We start from the raw sequence: 16,678 nt of genomic DNA, 5'->3' as shown, positions 1-16,678 counted from the left end.
TTCCCAGCCCTAACGACTCACAGCAATCGAAGAAGAGCGCACAAAATTATTGGTTCGGTTTTCTTTATCCAGCAGCATTGCCCGAAATAAACTGCCGGTTTCGGTACATAACGTCACTTGATATAACGGAATGCGACGGGTATTGGAAATTTCCGAACGCGGGGATAAGTTCGCCTGCCGAGTTAAACTCACTGCCGGACGGCAATTCTCATCGCCTAGAGAAATAACCCCGTTTTGCTCTTCTCCCCAACGTTCAAGAAAGATTCCGATCGGTTGATTTAACTGCAACATCCCCTGCGCTAAACTTTTTAAATCCGCAGCGTCCTGAGCGTTAATCTCAGCCCTTCCGGCATAAAACTGCGTTCTTTCACGCAAAATATTCACCAAGCTGTTGCTGGTACGATCCAATTTGCCTAAGGTAGATCGCAACGTAACCAAATCCACCATAAAGGCAAAAATAATCAATAAAAACATGGCGGCAAAGATAAACTCAATACTCACCGAGCCTTGCTGATTAGCCAGTAAACGCCGTTTAATCCGTAACATCACAACCTGCTGTTTTCCAATAATCACAATAAACCGTCTGACACAAACGGGAACAAAGAACGTTCATACTCCTGTACCACCACAATTTGACGCTGAAAAATCGGCGTGAACCATTCCTGCGGCACCAACGGAATCCACGAGTTATGGGTATAAGTAAACGAATAACGCGCCAAACCTGCATTTGAGCCGATCGGTGCAACCGGTTTGCCGTCTTTGTCGAATGTCGGCTCACGATAGCGATTCTGTAACAGTGCGCGCAAATCATCGGCATAATCAGTTTGAATTTGAAACGTGCCGCCTGCATTTAAAAACCGCCAAATTTTTTCATCTTTTAATTTTTGTTCAAAAATCCGTTGATAATCCCCGCTACCGAGATAACGATTTTTGGCTTCACGCGACGCTTCGCTCAAGGCAAAATCCAAATAAGCGGAGAGTAGGCTGATTCTTGCCAGCTCAAACACCATGCTCAACAGCAAAATAAAGAACGGCACGGTTAAAGCGAATTCAACGCTTGAAACGCCTCGTACACTACGTAAAAATTGCTTTATACTTTTCATCTCCGCTACTCCGTGCGCAACCGTTGCTAGCGTTTGACTTTATCCGAATTCTTTTCGGTTTTTTGCAATGCGCCGATCAACAAATCCGGTGAAGTATTCAATTTCTCTTTCAAAATAATATCTTTGGCATACGCCAAATCGCCGCTTTTCACCAAAGCAAACACCAAATTATGAATTAAACGCGGCTCCCTCTCACCGTTGAGATATTGCGGCAATAGCAAATTAACTGCGTTACGGTATTGCTTATCCAAAATGTTCAGCATTGCTAAATTATTCACCGCTACGCTGTCGGAAATAAAGCGCTCTCTTGCCGACATCACATCACGATAGGCTTGATCCAAATTGCCCAAATGCGCATAGGCAATGCCGCGCAAGTTATACGCCTGCCCTTCTTGCGGCTGCTGTTTCAAATAGGCATCGGCTTGCACGATCGCCTGTTGATATTGTTTAAGCTGAATATCGTTTTTGATTTTCAACAGAAAAATATCCTTGTTGAGCTTGCCGTGATTACCGCCGAGCAACGGTTCTAAGTAAAAATTAGAGGATTTGCTGTCGCCGGCGTAGTAGTAACTTTCCGCCAATTTATAGCGAATTGCGCTGTTTTCGCCGTTTCTCAAAATATCGCGATATAAGCTAATCAAGCCGCGATAATCACCGCTGCTTTGAAAAAAGGTTTCTTTTTCGCTAATTTGCTGTGCGCTGTATTGCGTTTTGCCGGAATTTGCCGCCGGATTCACACAGCCTGCCAACAATAATGCCAACACACTGACTGAAATGATTTTTTTAAAGTACACTTGGAAATACCCTCATAAAGCCCGGTGCAACAATCAGAATAATAATCGGCACCATAATAAAAATAATTAACGGAATACTCATTTTGGCTGACAATGTGCCCAATTTTTCTTCAATCACCAACAGCTGCATTTCACGCAAATCGGCAGATAGCTGAATCAAATGCGCATAAATCGACGAGCCGAAATTCAGACTCTGCTGCAACACGGTACAAAACATCTTCACTTCCTGTGTCGGCAGCGATTGCGCCAACTCCACCAAACCGCTCTCTAAACCCGTAACATCGGCTTTGCGAATCATACGCAGCAGTACTGCTGCTAAATCTTTATTCAACGTACTAAAATCATTTGCCACATATTTGATCGAGGCCTCGATACTCAGACCGACTTGCAGATTCACCGCCACCAAATCAATAAAACCGGGAAAATCCTCCATCATTTTTTTCAGGCGGCCTTTAATCAGCATACCGCCCAACATTGCCGGAAAAATCACAAAAAAGATCATGATCAAAACCGCCGGAATCATCATATCTTCCAGCCGTTTGTTATCGCTAAAAACGTAATAGCCCGCCAGTATGATAAAAATTAGCCCGAATTTTACTTTTACATTTTTATCTAACGTAAACAGAAAATGAATCAAGGTATGGTTAGCCGCAATAATCTGCTCCACTTCCAGTTGTTTTTGCGATTTTTTAGGTTCTTTTTTCTTTTTCTTATTTTCTTGCGACAACGGATAACTGTCCTGCACCAAAATCTGCATATTTTTGCTGAAATTACGTTTGGCAAAAAATGCCATCACCAGCACCACTATGCCGAATGCAATCAACGCCAGATAAAACGCCACAAACGGAATCATGTCGATTTCCTCATCAACCACCAGACAATAAACAAGCCTAATGATTCGCTGCCGAGCACGTAATACAATACGATTCGTCCGCTCGGATCATTCATTACAAAGTCGAAGTTTTCCGTCATAAAAAAACGCATAAACACAAAAAACGATAGCGGAATACAAGCAACGATCATTGCCGACATTCGCGCTTCCGATGTCATCGATTTTTTGCGCTGTTCCATCTTTTTACTGTCGGTGATCACTTTGCCCAAACGGGAAATCACCTCGCGAATCTGCCCGCCGCGCGCCAAATTCAGCTTGATAATCATAATAAAATAGTAATATTCCTTATACGGATAACGGGTGTAGCTGTCGGCAAAGACCGACGAGGCATCTTCGCCAATCGCTAAACGACGGTAAATCTGCTGAAACTCGCTGCCCAACGGTCCGTAGATATTTTGTCCGCAGCGTTCCAACGCCTGTAACAAACCGGCACCGGACGACGTCGCCGACACAATCACCTGAATCGCTTCCGGAAAGGTATTTTCAAATATTTTCTTATTGCGCTTATTGCCTAGAAACCACACGGCATAGATAAACACCACAATCACCGAAAACAAAAATAGATAATTATCGAATTTCAGAAACTTACTGTTGAGCAGCAAGGAAATAAACAGCATAAAAAACAGCACCGCGCCGTGAATCGGAATATTTTTCGGTTTGCCGAAACTAAAGTAATACAGCCATTTTCTGACCCTGAGCGATACCGTATCAAGCCAACGGCTGAAAAAAGACGAAGTGCGGTACTCTTTACTGCTGACCGTTTTCTTCACCTTAAACCAATTGAGCAAGGTGAATACAATCAACAATACGCCGAATAACAAAATCAGATAATATAAATTCATTCCGCCTGCCCGGTTATTCTATCTGTCCGAAAATACTCTGTAACTCGTTACTTAAATTAAACACTTTGGCATTCTCCGCCACAATCGAACGGCTCAATAAACCGTGGCAAATAAAACGCCCGGTAATTTTGCCGTTTTCATCACGATATTTACTCGGTTCGTAACTGAAAATATCCTGCATCACAATTTGCCCGCTTTCCATGCCCATAATTTCGGTGATATTCACGACTTTGCGCGAACCGTCATTCAGGCGCGAAGCCTGAATAATTAAATTTACCGCCGAAGCGATATTGCGTCGGATTGCCTCCAACGGCAACGCCGCACTTGCCATCATCACCATACTTTCCAAACGGGCGGTGGCGTCACGCGGACTGTTGGCGTGCAAAGTCGACATCGAACCGTCATGCCCGGTGTTCATCGCCTGCAACATTTGAAACGCTTCCGCACCGCGGCACTCCCCGACAATGATTCGCTCCGGCCGCATCCGCAAGGCGTTGATCACCAAATCCTGCATATTGACCTCACCGGTGTGTTCCACCCCGGCTAACCGCGTTTCCAAACGCAGCACATGCGGCTGATCCAATTTTAATTCCGCCGTATCTTCCAACGTCAAAATCCGTTCGGTCGGCGAAATATAACTGGAAAGGGCATTCAGTAAGGTCGTTTTGCCCGAGCCGGTACCACCGGACACAATAATATTCACCCGCGAACGCGCGGCAATAATCAGAAAATTCGCCATTTCCAACGTCATCGAGCCGAAATTGACCAGCTCTTGCAACGATTTTTTCGATTTACTGAATTTACGGATTGAAATCGACGTGCCGTCCAATGCAATCGGCTCAATCACCACATTCAAACGGCTGCCGTCCGGTAAACGCGAATCCACCAGCGGACGGCTGTCGTCGATCCGCCGTCCGACTTTTGCCACCATGCGTTTGGCGATTTCAGTCAGTTGGGTATTATCAATAAAACGTTTATTGGTTTTTTCCAAAATCCCGTAACGTTCCACCCAGACATTTTCCGGGCCGTTAACCAAAATATCATTGACGCTTTCGTCTTCCATCAATTCGCGCAACGGACCATAGCCTTCGATTTCATCGACCACCGCTTCCGCCATAAAACGGGCATCGGGCGCACTCAGGTATTTTTCGCTTTCGGCGCTAATGCGGATAATGTCTTGCAGGAATTGATCAATCAACTTATCGCGCTCGCCGGCGAAACTGTCTAATTTCTCAATATCAATGTTTTTCATCAACTCGGCACGGAAAAACCGCTGCAATTCCAAACTCAACATCACTTACTCCGTTATTTTCCGCTGATGGCACGGAACAGTGAAACAAACAGGCTTTTGCTTTTCGGGCGCACTTTATTGTTTGCGCCAAGTAATTTTTGCACCAATTCTGTGAGCGCTTTTTTTCCGCCCTTACCGATATCGACTGCCAGCACTTTACCCGCCGTTTTTTTCAATAGAGGAAACACCGTGTCAACCGGTTGTCCCAACAGACGTTCAATATCGGCGGTTGCCATCAGTTTTGCCGTTTCCGCCTGATGATCGTTAATGCAGATAAACACCCGCCGCGCTTTAGAATCCGCTTGTTGTGCGCGGGAACACTCTTCCAAGAAACTTTTTGCCAAACGAATGGCGTGCATTTTGCGTTCAATCACCAGAATAAAATTATTACTCTCTTGCAGATAAGCCGTGAATTCCTCTTTTTTCGCGGTAAACAGTGGGCGGTCATGCAGAATAAAATTGTATTTGTCTAACTGGCTCTCTTTTAATTTATGCAAATCGCCGCTGAACAGATCCAAAAAGTCGCTAAATTCGACCACATCAGCCTGTATTCGCTTGTCAAACAACAAATCTAAATCCTGCGAACCGCGACTTTCCTGCGCCAGCAACACCGGAATTTTTTTGTTCTCGGCGATCAAATTCGCCAACTGTGCGCTGAGAAAGGTCGCACCAACACCGCCCTTGCAGCCCAGTACCGATATATTGATCGTGGTGCGCACCCGTGGCACGCTTAAACCGGAAATAATTTGGCGCACCATTTGTCTTTTTTGCGAACCGAAATGGAAATACAACACGCCGCGGTTTAGAAATGTTTGTGCGGTGCTGATCGAATCGCTATCGCCGACCAAGCAATACCATACCCCTTGCGGAATCAAACCGTAAATGGCGTTAACCGTTGACTCGACATCATCAATTTGTTCAATGTCAATTACAATGCCGGAAATTTTTTCCGCATCGAATTGTAAATTCTGACTACTGAAAAAATCCTGATCGATCTCTTTCACCACCGGCATGCCTTGCGTGCGTAGCAATTGCGCAATTTCCTGCCGCACATTTTCGCGCAAGGAAATGACCTGCACTTCTTTTGCGCCGGGATTTAAAATCGTTGTGGTGTTGCCGGATAACAACATAAGCTCTGTTCCTGTTTATTCTGGTGATTAGGGATTGGCTGCCGGATTGCGTAATTGTGCTCGCGAATTATTTTTGGTGGCGCAAAATTCTTGTGACTCAGGATCCAAACGTTGTTCCGCCGCACGCAACGTACAAGCTTGGGTTTGCGCTTCAAAGCTGTGAATTTCGATATACAGCGGATAAATATCATGCCGGTATTGGCTTTTCGCCACCGTTAATTGTTTGGCGGCAAGCTGTTTTTTCAATAGCGCTTTTTTCAAAATAGCCGCCATTTTTTGGCTCTGCTTATCGGTCCACACAATATAAATTTGTTTGTCGCTGCGACTGCCCACTTCACGCAAAGTGCGGTTGACTAAATTACGCAATTCCACCTCGGAATAATTTAACGGCACATACTGCCGCACCTGTAAGCGTTCGCCGGCATGATGTTCACTTTGCAACGGCGCAACCGCCTTATTCTTGGCAAACACACCGGAAACCGCACTTGCCGGTAAACTAAAACATAAAATGCCACTTAGCAGAATCCATTGGAATATGTTCTGTTTTTTACTGATCATTGAATAAATCCGCCTCTTTCTAAGAAATTCGTTGCCAAGGTTTTTTGGAAACCGTCTTTCACCGGCGTGAAATTAAAAAAGCGTTCTAGCGTGCCGGTGCGTTCAAAAGTCGGATATTCGATCTGCTCGCGATTCAACGGACGCACGGTGTTGACGGTGGCGATAATCACCAACTCTTTATTGCGTCGCTCGGTCGTGGCATGGCGGAAAAAGGCGCCTAGAATCGGAATATCGCCCAGAATCGGCAGTTTCGACAATCCCTCAATATCTTCCGAACTGAGCAAACCGCCTAAAATAAAACTTTCGCCATCCGCCAATTCAATCGTGGATTTGGAACGGCGGGTGTTGAAATACGGCACATTGCCCACTTCATAATTATACGAACCGGCAATACTGCTAACCTCTTGTCCTAAAATCATACGGATACGGTTATTTTTTTGAATTTTTGCCCCAACTGCCAGCTGTACCCCAAAATCTTTATAGGTAATGGTGGTGCCGTCTTTATCACGGCTGGCAAACGGAATTTGCCCTCCCACCAATAAATTGGCGGTTTCGCCTGAGATCATCGACACATTCGGTTCGGCTAAAATCCGCGCATTGGATTGATTATTCAGCGCATTGATAAAGGCATTAAAACTGTTGGCATCAATTTTGCCATAATACCCACCTCTGGCAGTGTTGGCGTTTGTGGTTAAACTGGTAAAACCGCCGATCACCGAGCCGCTGAGGTTGCTCCAATTAATGCCGATACTTTCCGAGAAGTCTTTATTCACCTCCACCACTGACAATTTGACATTAATCTGCGTAGTCTCATTAAACTGTGAATGATCAACCACACCGGCATATTCTGCTTTCTCTAAAAAAGGTACGGCTTCACCATTCAAGTTAGTACTACGCACCGATTTTCCAGCCCCTAACGCTTCCCCGACAATGCGGGTAATTTCTTCCCGTTCGACTTCCGACTCCGCTTCTCCCTCAATTAAATAAGCTTTACCGACTTTTTGTACGGATAATTTACTTTGTGGAAAACGAGCACGAATTTGCGCATTGGTATCACCTAAATCATTAATTGACGTCAGTAATCCATTGACGGTGATCGTATCCTTATTCGTCACTTCTCCCGCTTCATTATAAGTGCCGACTTCAGCCCGTCCTTCATTTTTAGCATAAATAATATAGCTGTAGTCATCTAAGATTTCGTAATCGGCAATATCCGGGTTCGAACCGAAAATCGTATCAATTTTTACGTTAGATTTGATTGTGCGGGTTTCTCCGACTGCTAATGTAATATTGGCAGCATAACTGACACTAACATTCATACAGAACAACAGCACTAACCAAATAATGATAGGATTTAGAACTCTCGTTAGCGTTGACGTATTTCTTGACATCTCAACCTCTCAATGTACGAATAAAGATACCGCGATTATTTATTGGCGTATTCGATTTTTCTTGCGGAATCGGCAATAATCTTGCCCCTGGCGGTAAACGGAAAATTTTCAATAAATCGGAGGTATCCATTTTTAACGTAACATAACCGGCATATTCTTTCTCAACCGCACTTTCGGCTTGAAAACGTTCAACGGTTAAAATTTCCAAATTTTTCACCACTTCATCAACGCGGCGGTTATCTTTATTTTCACGCGAAAATTGATAATTGATATGTTGCAGATACAATGTCGCTGTATTTCCCGCATGCAATGACTCTAATAAAAATTGATGCCCATTGCCGATATAGACACGATAAGCCACTTGCCCGTTGTCTAAGCTTTCAAAGAAAAAACGACTATCATTTGGTGAAATCAAGATATCGGTATTTAAACGGCTGCCGGCTTCAATATTCTCCGTTAATAAAAAGCCTTCGAGTGATAGCGGCTGATCGGCTTTAAACAGTGATAAAACATCAGTTTTAAGTTGTTGCAACATTTCTTCATCATCTGCATTAACCGTTATTTCACGCAGACTATAATCACTTTTACGCAAAATGCGCCCGGCTTCTAATGCCGTTGTTGCAAGTGCAACGGTAATCGTTTTTTCTTTTTTGGCTTCTGCCACCGGTTGTACCGCACTTTGATTTTGCTCTAGCACAACCGGTTGCTGATCGCCGATTAAAAACAAACCGCCAAAACCAACGGCAATAATTATTAAAGAAATGACAAACAATATGCGGTAATTCATTATCCGAATCCTAATCTTTAAAAATCAATTCATTCCCCAAAGGGTTAATAAAAAGCCGGCGGCAATTGCCACTCCGTACGGCAAACCATTTTCTTTAATCGAACGGCGAAAGAAAATCCAGCCGATAATCACTAACAGCAAACCGACCAAAGAAGTTAAAAAAAGAAATGGTACGATTTGGGTTGTCGGTGTTGCCAACATCAATACCGTAATCAGTTTGACATCACCACCACCGATAATTCCGAAATAAAAAATAACAAAGCCGACAGCCAAGCTATATAACGCATTACTGAAAAATACTTCGCCGTAAAATAAAAAACTAAATGGCACAATAAAAATCAGTAAAGTTAATACAGTGGTATTACTGATAATTCGTTGACTGATATCCGTCCAACTGACTATCATCAGTAATACCACTATGATTAATAACAAACTTTGTTGCACATAGTAAAATGTCATCGTTTGTCCAAACAGGAATAAATATCCGAAAATATTTATTCCTGAGTATGTTAAAAATAATTACGGGTTCGTGTCAGTACCAGTACCACCAGTACCACCAGTACCACCATTCTTATCAGTATCCAATTTTGCACCTTCTACTTGTGTCGTTAGGGTGTCAAATTTGCCTTGTAATTTTTTGATAAATCCGGTATCACTATAAAATACCGCAACCACTAAAACCGCAACCGCAACCGCAATCAAGCCATACTCAATCGCCGTTACCCCTTTTTCGTTTCTTTTTAAGCGAGAAACCGCACTTTTAATATTCGTTAACATAAATTGTGTTTTCCTTAAGAACTAAAAAATAAAAAAATCCCCTTGAGCGGGAAGCCTGACAACTGATTTCAATTATTGATAATGAAACAAGTTGCGTTATATGCAATACTCGATAAACACCCATGAATCATTGCTTATCCAATATTGATATTCTGTCAAACAATCTTAACTATCAGTTAATGCCTTCTGAACCAAATCTGCCAACTGGGTAAATTTTTCTGTATATGCACTAATTACCGAACCGCCATTATAGAAAAGCGCGACAACCACTAAGGCTGTTATTGCAAGTGCAATCAAACTATACTCAATTGCCGTGACTCCGGATTGGTTTTTCTTAAATGTATGAAATGTAATTTTTATTTTAGCTAGCCATATTAAAGGTATATATTTCATTCGGTGCGATTCCTTTTCATTCCATTCTTATCCATCGTTAAAAATATTTTTAGGCAACAAAAACCGTACTTTAAAATAACTTTTAAAATAACTTTTAAAATAAAAAACAATAGATCAAGATGAAATTTTCGTTGACACAATTCACAAAACTCACAACACTGAATTTACTGTCGCCAAACAAAACTAATTATAGATAAATTTAGTCTGGCGAAATCATAGCATGTGATTGTCAGAAAAAAGTCAGCTAACATTCAAATCAAATAAAACTAACGCATAGTTAATAAAATCAAAATAAATGGAGTTAGTGAATTTGTATTTTAAAAACATTATTTGCAAATAAATCGTCAAATGTGAAATTTTCACCCCAAAAACACCCCAATACATTAACAAAACATAAAATTAACGGAAATTAATTTACTATAAGCATACTATAGATTACTTTAAATGCTTGTTTTTTGGTATCCAGTGAGACTTCCTCGTTAATTGGAGCGCCAAAGATAATTAACCATACCGCGTCAAATATGGATTTAAAGCTTACACCAACATGCGGCAACAAAAAAATGGAGTAAATTTATTTACCAATTCGCCATTTTCAATAGACAAGACAAGACAAGACAAGACAAGACAAGACAAGACAAGACAAGACAAGACAAGACAAGACAAGACAAGACAAGACAAGACAAGACAAGACAAGACAAGACAAGACAAGACAAGACAAGACAAGACAAGACAAGACAGCTATACAATAAAATACAATTGAGAAGATTTGATTGGTTATTATTAATTTTATCAAAATAACGTCTTAAATAAAAATCTGCACCTTACTGAGTTGGAGATTTAGTCCAACTTTTGGGGTGCAGATCAGAAAGCGAACCGCTCTTTTGATTAACTATGTTGATGATAAATGGCTAATTAATAAAGAAACACAAAATACAACACTATCGCCACCACAAAACGGTAAATTGCGAACGGTACGAAGGAAATACGTCTAATCAGGTTGAGCAGCCATTTAATCGCTAACATCGCCACGATAAACGCCATCACGAAACCGACGGCAAACATCGGCAAATCGTCGAGGGAAAGAAAGTGCCAGCTTTTATACAGATCCAACACGGTGGCGCCCATCATCATCGGCACGGCAAGCATAAAGGAGTATTCCGCCGCCGCATGACGTCCCACGCCCATCAACAAGCCGCCGGAAATCGTGGCGCCGGAACGGGAGAAGCCCGGAGATAAGGCAAGACATTGGAACACGCCGATGGCAAACGCTTGTTTATAGCTGATTTGATCGACCGTATTTGCCGTGACGCGCGGGCGGAATTTTTCCGCAATCAATAATAAAATACCACCGATGACTAAAGAGTAGATGACGTTTTCAACATTGAACCATGATTTAATCGTGCTGTGAAACGCCAAGCCGATCACCACCGCCGGAATCATGCCTAAAATAATATGCAATAGGGTCAAGTGCGGTTGGCTGTGATCGGGTTTGACGCCGAAATGAATGCCGATTAAGCCGAACATTTTGCGCCAAAATACCACCACCACCGCAAGAATCGAACCTAACTGAATAATCACCTCAAAAGTCGACGCTTTTTCGCCGGTGAAACCTAAAAAATGTGCGGCGATAATCAAATGTCCGGTCGAAGACACCGGCAAAAACTCGGTCAAGCCTTCAACGATCCCTAAAATCGCAGCAATAAATAATTCTGACATGTTGTTTCCTTTTTTGAATTAACCTGTTCATTGATTGATAAATTCTCCCTCCGTCCTTCGGATCCCCCCTCCGCAAGCGGAGGAAGTAGCATTTTTCACCAGAAAAATGGGGAAAAGAGATTAGCCAAAAACCGACTTACGCATACTCAATGCCAAAACTGATCACCTCGGCAATCTCTTGTTGCCCCAACGCAATCATCATTAACCGATCCACCCCCAGCGCCACACCGGAACATTGCGGCATTCCTTGCTGTAAAGCCGAGATAAACCGTTGATCGATTTCTCGTTGCGGCAACCCCATTGCCGCGCGCTGTTTGTTGTCGCGTTCAAAACGGTGCAACTGTTCGTTTGCGTCGGTCAGTTCATTAAAACCGTTCGCCAATTCCAACCCTTTATAATAAAACTCAAAGCGTTCGGCAACCCGATGATCCTCCGAACTGATTTGTGCCAATGCCGCTTGTGAAGTCGGGAAATAGTACACTGCCGTCGGTCGGTCCTGTCCGATTTTCGGTTCCACCACTTGGCTGAATAGAAATTGCAATAAGGTATCGCGATTCTCATTCTCCGCGCCGACCAAACCGTGTTCTTTGGCTTTTTTAATCAACTCGCTTTTTTCCGCTGACAACGGATCGAGGCCGACATATTCCTGAAAAATAAACTGATAGCTGAAGGATTCCGCCGGTTCGCAATCCAAAATCTGTTGCAATAAGTCATCCACTTCATTAATCAAACGGTACATATCAAAGTGCGGTCGGTACCATTCCAACATGGTAAATTCCGGGTTGTGATGGCGTCCGGCCTCTTCATTGCGGAACACTTTGCAGATCTGAAAAATCGGGCCGCTACCCGCCGCCAACAAGCGTTTCATGTGGTATTCCGGGCTTGTGCCCAAAAACAGCGGTTTTTCCTGCGCTTGAAATGGCGCGGTAAAACGGGTTTCAAACACCGACAAATGCACATCGGTGACGCCGTATTCGCTTAAAATCGGCGTTTCCACTTCCAGTAGCCCGCGATCAATGAAAAAGCTGCGTAATTCCGCCGTAATCCGCGCTCTGGCGATAATGTTTTTAATCGGCGCGCTCGGCTGCCATTGCTGTTGTAAAATCATAACTATGATATCCAAAATAAAGTCCGATTATTGGCAAGATAGTCAATTGCAAAAGTAGGGGCGGATTAGATATCCGCCCGAACCGCACTTTGCATTTTTTCATTGCAGATTAAATACTTATACCGCACTTCGTAAACGGGCGGATATCTAATCCGCCCCTACGCTACTTCATCAATGACTTTGCCAATAATCTACTTGCCCGTAAACATTAGGTGCACATTTTATCGATTATCCAGCCATGCGACAATCGAATCTTCATTTCAGCGAGACTGAATACCTGACCATAAAAGTAAGTTATTCAATCGACTAACTTTTTTGAGGTAGATCACGAAACGTTTTCTTTTTCGGCGTATTTGGGAAAAAACAATTAAGTTGTCATTAAAAAAATGGCAGAATGACCTTGATCAAAAATGCAAACCCTTATTCATTTTACTTTTTGACGTTATATCATTTACTTTTACTCATACCTGAACTGGAGGAATATCGTGCAAACTGTTAATGTCGATATTGCAATTGTGGGCGCAGGCGGCGGTGGTTTACGGGCTGCAATCGCAGCGGCGGAAGCCAATCCTAACCTGAAAATTGCATTAATATCAAAAGTATATCCGATGCGTAGTCATACTGTAGCCGCCGAAGGTGGCGCTGCTGCGGTCATCAAATCTGAAGATAGTTATGACAAGCATTTCCACGATACGGTTGCCGGCGGTGACTGGCTGTGCGAACAAGATGTGGTCGAACATTTTGTCGAACATTCGCCGATTGAGATGACCCAACTGGAACGTTGGGGCTGCCCTTGGAGCCGCCGTGAAGATGGCGAAGTCAATGTACGCCGCTTCGGCGGCATGAAAATCGAACGGACATGGTTCGCCGCCGACAAAACCGGTTTCCACTTGTTGCACACCTTATTCCAAACCTCTATCCAATTCCCGCAAATTATCCGTTACGACGAACACTTCGTATTGGATATTTTGACCGATGACGGTCATGCCCGCGGCGTGGTCGCAATGAATATGATGGAAGGCACTTTGGTGCAAATTAATGCCAATGCGGTGGTGATCGCCACCGGCGGCGGTTGCCGAGCCTTCCGTTTCAACACTAACGGCGGTATCGTAACCGGCGACGGTTTGTCGATGGCATATCGTCATGGCGTGCCGTTACGTGATATGGAGTTCGTACAATATCACCCGACCGGCTTGCCGAATACCGGGATTTTAATGACCGAAGGTTGTCGCGGCGAAGGCGGTATTTTGGTCAATAAAGACGGCTATCGGTACCTGCAAGACTACGGTCTCGGACCGGAAACCCCGATCGGGAAACCGGAAAACAAATATATGGAACTGGGGCCGCGCGATAAAGTTTCGCAAGCCTTCTGGCAAGAGTGGCGTTTGGGGCGCACCCTGAAAACCGCCAAAGGCGTGGACGTGGTGCATTTAGATCTGCGTCATTTGGGTGAGAAATACCTGCATGAACGCCTGCCGTTTATCTGCGAATTGGCGAAAGCCTATGAAGGCGTGGATCCGGCGAAAGCCCCGATTCCGGTACGTCCGGTGGTGCACTACACCATGGGCGGGATCGAAGTGAACCAACAAGCCGAAACCCGTATCAAAGGTTTGTTCGCCGTGGGCGAGTGCGCCTCTTCCGGCTTGCACGGTGCGAACCGTTTGGGTTCTAACTCGTTGGCGGAATTGGTGGTGATCGGTAAAGTTGCCGGCGAATATGCGGCACAAAGAGCGGTCGAAAGCCAAAACGTGAATAGCGCCGCGGTTGATGCACAAGCGAAAGATGTGGTTGGTCGTTTACAAGCGCTGTTGGATCAAGAGGGCAACGAAAACTGGTCGCAAATCCGTGATGAAATGGGCGATTCAATGGAAGAAGGTTGCGGTATCTACCGTACCGAAGAATCCATGCAGAAAACCGTGGATAAAATTGCCGAACTGAAAGAGCGCTTCAAAAAAGTGCGTGTTTCCGACCGTTCCAGCGTGTTCAACACCGATATTCTCTACACCATTGAATTAGGAACGATTTTAGACGTGGCACAATCTATTTCTTCTTCTGCGATTGCACGGAAAGAATCACGCGGTGCGCACCAACGCTTAGACTATGTGGAACGTGACGACACCAACTATTTGAAACATACGCTGGCTTATTACAATGCCGACGGTGCACCACGCATTGAATACAGTGATGTGAAAATCACCAAATCTCAACCGGCGAAACGGGTGTACGGTGCGGAAGCGGAAGCCGCAGAAGCAGCAAAGGCGAATAAGGAGTAAGCGAAATGGGAAATTTAGCAATGAAAACAATGACCGTTGAAGTGCTTCGTTATAACCCGGAAGTGGATAAAGAACCTTATTTGAAAGCCTACCAAGTGCCGTATGACGAGCAAACCTCGTTATTGGATGCGCTGGGTTATATCAAAGATCAGCTTGATCCCGAACTGTCTTACCGTTGGTCTTGCCGGATGGCGATCTGCGGTTCGTGCGGCATGATGGTGAACAACAAACCGAGTTTGGCGTGTAAAACCTTCTTGCGTGACTACAGCGGTCATATGCGGGTTGAAGCCTTGGCGAACTTCCCGATTGAACGCGATTTGGTGGTTGATCTCAGCCACTTCATTGAAAGTCTGGAATCAATCAAACCGTATATTATCGGCAATAAAGCGCCTCCGGGCGAACGCACCAAGCAAACCCCGGCACAGTTGGAGAAATACCGCACTTTTTCAATGTGTATCAACTGTGGCTTGTGTTATGCCGCTTGTCCGCAATTCGGTTTGAATCCTGAGTTCGTCGGTCCTGCGGTCTTGACATTGGGACATCGTTACAACCTGGATAACCGCGACAACGGCAAAGCCGAGCGCTTAAAAATCATGAACGGTAAAAACGGCGTGTGGACTTGTACTTTCGTCGGCTACTGCTCGGAAGTCTGCCCGAAACACGTTGATCCGGCGGCAGGTGTCAACCAAGGCAAAGTCGAGTCGGCCAAAGACTACGTTATTGCCATGCTGAAACCGCAAAAGTAAGGAGAAAAGAATGACTACGACAACCAGCAAACGCAATAAATACGTGCGTGAAGTCAAAGCCGATTGGTGGAAAAAATTGGATTTCTACAAAATGTATATTTTGCGCGAATCCACCGCACTTCCGACCATTTGGTTCTGTATCGTTCTGCTTTACGGTTTCTTATGCTTAGGTAACGGCACCTTTGAAACCAGTTTTGTTTCCTTCCTGAAAAATCCGTTGGTGATTATTCTCAGCGTGATTACGATGGCAGGCGTGGTATTCAATACGGTGACGTGGTTCGGCTTAACCCCGAAAGCGTTAAACCTGATCTACAAAAACGAACGTGTGCCGCAATCTGCCATTAAAGGCTTGATGTGGGTGATCACCGCTGCGGTTTCTATGCTGACATTAATTCTTGTATATATCTAGGAGGAAAACGATGAAACAAGCTCCAAAACGTTCCAATGAACCTGTGGTATGGCTGTTATTCGGCGCAGGCGGAACCATCAGTGCCATTGTTTTTCCGGTGTTGGCATTAATCCTGTTATTCCTCTACCCGCTGGGATTAGTCGATTCCGCTAACATGGTCGCCTTTGCGCAAAGTATTATCGGCAAACTGATTTTGCTTGCCGTGGCAATCTTCCCGATGTGGGCTGGCATGCACCGCTTACACCACGGTATGCACGATTTCAAACTGCATATCCCGGCAAGCGGCGTGATCTTCTACGGTTTAGCCTCCCTGTATTCGGTGTTGGTGTTCTTTGCGGTGATTAATATCTAACCGCACTTTACAACCTCACAATAATTACTAAAGCTAAGCAGGGCGGATATCTAATCCGCCCTGCTTTTTGCAATGAAGAATGCGCATTTTTTAGCTACCCGCCTATTTCCGTCAAA

The 16,678-nt window shown here is 44.2% G+C and carries 19 protein-coding genes; 4 read left to right on the top strand and 15 right to left on the bottom strand.

Annotation, left to right across the window (positions count from 1 at the left end; all coding sequences use genetic code 11):
* Window positions 1-9 precede the first annotated feature (9 nt).
* The 15 genes from tadF to epmA form a co-directional block, all read right to left on the bottom strand.
* Window positions 10-573 carry a tight adherence pilus pseudopilin TadF gene (tadF, locus tag ACWA5Z_RS07285; RefSeq protein WP_431051014.1) on the bottom strand — a complete coding sequence of 188 codons (564 nt, stop codon included), beginning with the start codon at window positions 571-573 and terminating at the stop codon, window positions 10-12.
* Window positions 570-1,103: a TadE/TadG family type IV pilus assembly protein gene (locus ACWA5Z_RS07280; RefSeq protein WP_431051013.1), complete on the bottom strand. Its 534-nt coding sequence runs from the start codon at window positions 1,101-1,103 to the stop codon at window positions 570-572. Before ACWA5Z_RS07280 ends, tadF begins: the two co-directional genes overlap by 4 nt.
* A gap of 26 nt (window positions 1,104-1,129) precedes the next feature.
* A complete protein-coding gene (locus ACWA5Z_RS07275) occupies window positions 1,130-1,897 on the bottom strand; it encodes a tetratricopeptide repeat protein (protein ID WP_431051011.1) in 768 nt (255 codons plus the stop codon).
* Window positions 1,887-2,750 carry a type II secretion system F family protein gene (locus tag ACWA5Z_RS07270; protein WP_431051009.1) on the bottom strand — a complete coding sequence of 288 codons (864 nt, stop codon included), beginning with the start codon at window positions 2,748-2,750 and terminating at the stop codon, window positions 1,887-1,889. Before ACWA5Z_RS07270 ends, ACWA5Z_RS07275 begins: the two co-directional genes overlap by 11 nt.
* Window positions 2,747-3,631 (bottom strand): type II secretion system F family protein, encoded by an 885-nt coding sequence (locus tag ACWA5Z_RS07265; protein WP_431051008.1) that lies wholly within the window; start codon window positions 3,629-3,631, stop codon window positions 2,747-2,749. Before ACWA5Z_RS07265 ends, ACWA5Z_RS07270 begins: the two co-directional genes overlap by 4 nt.
* A gap of 13 nt (window positions 3,632-3,644) precedes the next feature.
* Window positions 3,645-4,925 (bottom strand): CpaF family protein, encoded by a 1,281-nt coding sequence (locus ACWA5Z_RS07260; RefSeq protein ID WP_431051006.1) that lies wholly within the window; start codon window positions 4,923-4,925, stop codon window positions 3,645-3,647.
* An 11-nt stretch (window positions 4,926-4,936) separates the two neighbouring features.
* Window positions 4,937-6,052, bottom strand: a complete 1,116-nt coding sequence (locus ACWA5Z_RS07255; protein WP_431051004.1) for a pilus assembly protein — start codon at window positions 6,050-6,052, stop codon at window positions 4,937-4,939.
* A 27-nt stretch (window positions 6,053-6,079) separates the two neighbouring features.
* Entirely contained in the window at window positions 6,080-6,610 is a 531-nt protein-coding gene (locus ACWA5Z_RS07250; protein ID WP_431051002.1) for a hypothetical protein, read from the bottom strand.
* The gene (locus ACWA5Z_RS07245; protein ID WP_431051000.1) at window positions 6,607-7,929 is read right to left on the bottom strand and encodes a type II and III secretion system protein family protein; all 1,323 of its coding nucleotides are present in this window, start codon (window positions 7,927-7,929) and stop codon (window positions 6,607-6,609) included. Before ACWA5Z_RS07245 ends, ACWA5Z_RS07250 begins: the two co-directional genes overlap by 4 nt.
* 73 nt (window positions 7,930-8,002) lie before the next feature.
* On the bottom strand, window positions 8,003-8,788 hold the full coding sequence (locus tag ACWA5Z_RS07240) for a hypothetical protein (protein ID WP_431050998.1): 786 nt from the start codon (window positions 8,786-8,788) through the stop codon (window positions 8,003-8,005).
* 24 nt (window positions 8,789-8,812) lie between these two features.
* Window positions 8,813-9,247, bottom strand: a complete 435-nt coding sequence (locus ACWA5Z_RS07235) for an A24 family peptidase (protein ID WP_431050996.1) — start codon at window positions 9,245-9,247, stop codon at window positions 8,813-8,815.
* A gap of 60 nt (window positions 9,248-9,307) precedes the next feature.
* Window positions 9,308-9,565 carry a Flp family type IVb pilin gene (locus ACWA5Z_RS07230; RefSeq protein WP_431050994.1) on the bottom strand — a complete coding sequence of 86 codons (258 nt, stop codon included), beginning with the start codon at window positions 9,563-9,565 and terminating at the stop codon, window positions 9,308-9,310.
* 165 nt (window positions 9,566-9,730) lie between these two features.
* Entirely contained in the window at window positions 9,731-9,958 is a 228-nt protein-coding gene (locus ACWA5Z_RS07225; RefSeq protein WP_431050992.1) for a Flp family type IVb pilin, read from the bottom strand.
* A gap of 912 nt (window positions 9,959-10,870) precedes the next feature.
* Window positions 10,871-11,674, bottom strand: a complete 804-nt coding sequence (gene bacA, locus ACWA5Z_RS07220; RefSeq protein WP_431050990.1) for an undecaprenyl-diphosphate phosphatase — start codon at window positions 11,672-11,674, stop codon at window positions 10,871-10,873.
* Window positions 11,675-11,810: 136 nt separating this feature from the next.
* Complete coding sequence (gene epmA / locus ACWA5Z_RS07215) at window positions 11,811-12,782, bottom strand: elongation factor P--(R)-beta-lysine ligase (protein WP_431054312.1); 972 nt, start codon at window positions 12,780-12,782, stop codon at window positions 11,811-11,813.
* Between the two features lie 485 nt (window positions 12,783-13,267).
* Between epmA and frdA the strand changes: the two genes are divergently transcribed.
* Genes frdA through frdD form a run of 4 tightly spaced genes read left to right on the top strand, consistent with a single transcriptional unit; the run spans window position 13,268 to window position 16,562 of the window.
* A complete protein-coding gene (frdA, locus tag ACWA5Z_RS07210) occupies window positions 13,268-15,055 on the top strand; it encodes a fumarate reductase (quinol) flavoprotein subunit (RefSeq protein ID WP_431050988.1) in 1,788 nt (595 codons plus the stop codon).
* Window positions 15,056-15,075: 20 nt separating this feature from the next.
* Window positions 15,076-15,801 carry a succinate dehydrogenase/fumarate reductase iron-sulfur subunit gene (locus tag ACWA5Z_RS07205; RefSeq protein WP_431054311.1) on the top strand — a complete coding sequence of 242 codons (726 nt, stop codon included), beginning with the start codon at window positions 15,076-15,078 and terminating at the stop codon, window positions 15,799-15,801.
* A 10-nt stretch (window positions 15,802-15,811) separates the two neighbouring features.
* Entirely contained in the window at window positions 15,812-16,210 is a 399-nt protein-coding gene (frdC, locus tag ACWA5Z_RS07200; protein WP_431050986.1) for a fumarate reductase subunit FrdC, read from the top strand.
* 10 nt (window positions 16,211-16,220) lie between these two features.
* A complete protein-coding gene (gene frdD, locus ACWA5Z_RS07195; protein ID WP_431050984.1) occupies window positions 16,221-16,562 on the top strand; it encodes a fumarate reductase subunit FrdD in 342 nt (113 codons plus the stop codon).
* The last annotated feature ends 116 nt before the right edge of the window (window positions 16,563-16,678 follow it).

This window comes from Testudinibacter sp. P80/BLE/0925, assembly GCF_053570785.1.
Note: the sequence above shows the minus strand (reverse complement) of the source record. Positions and strands in the feature narration are given on the sequence as shown.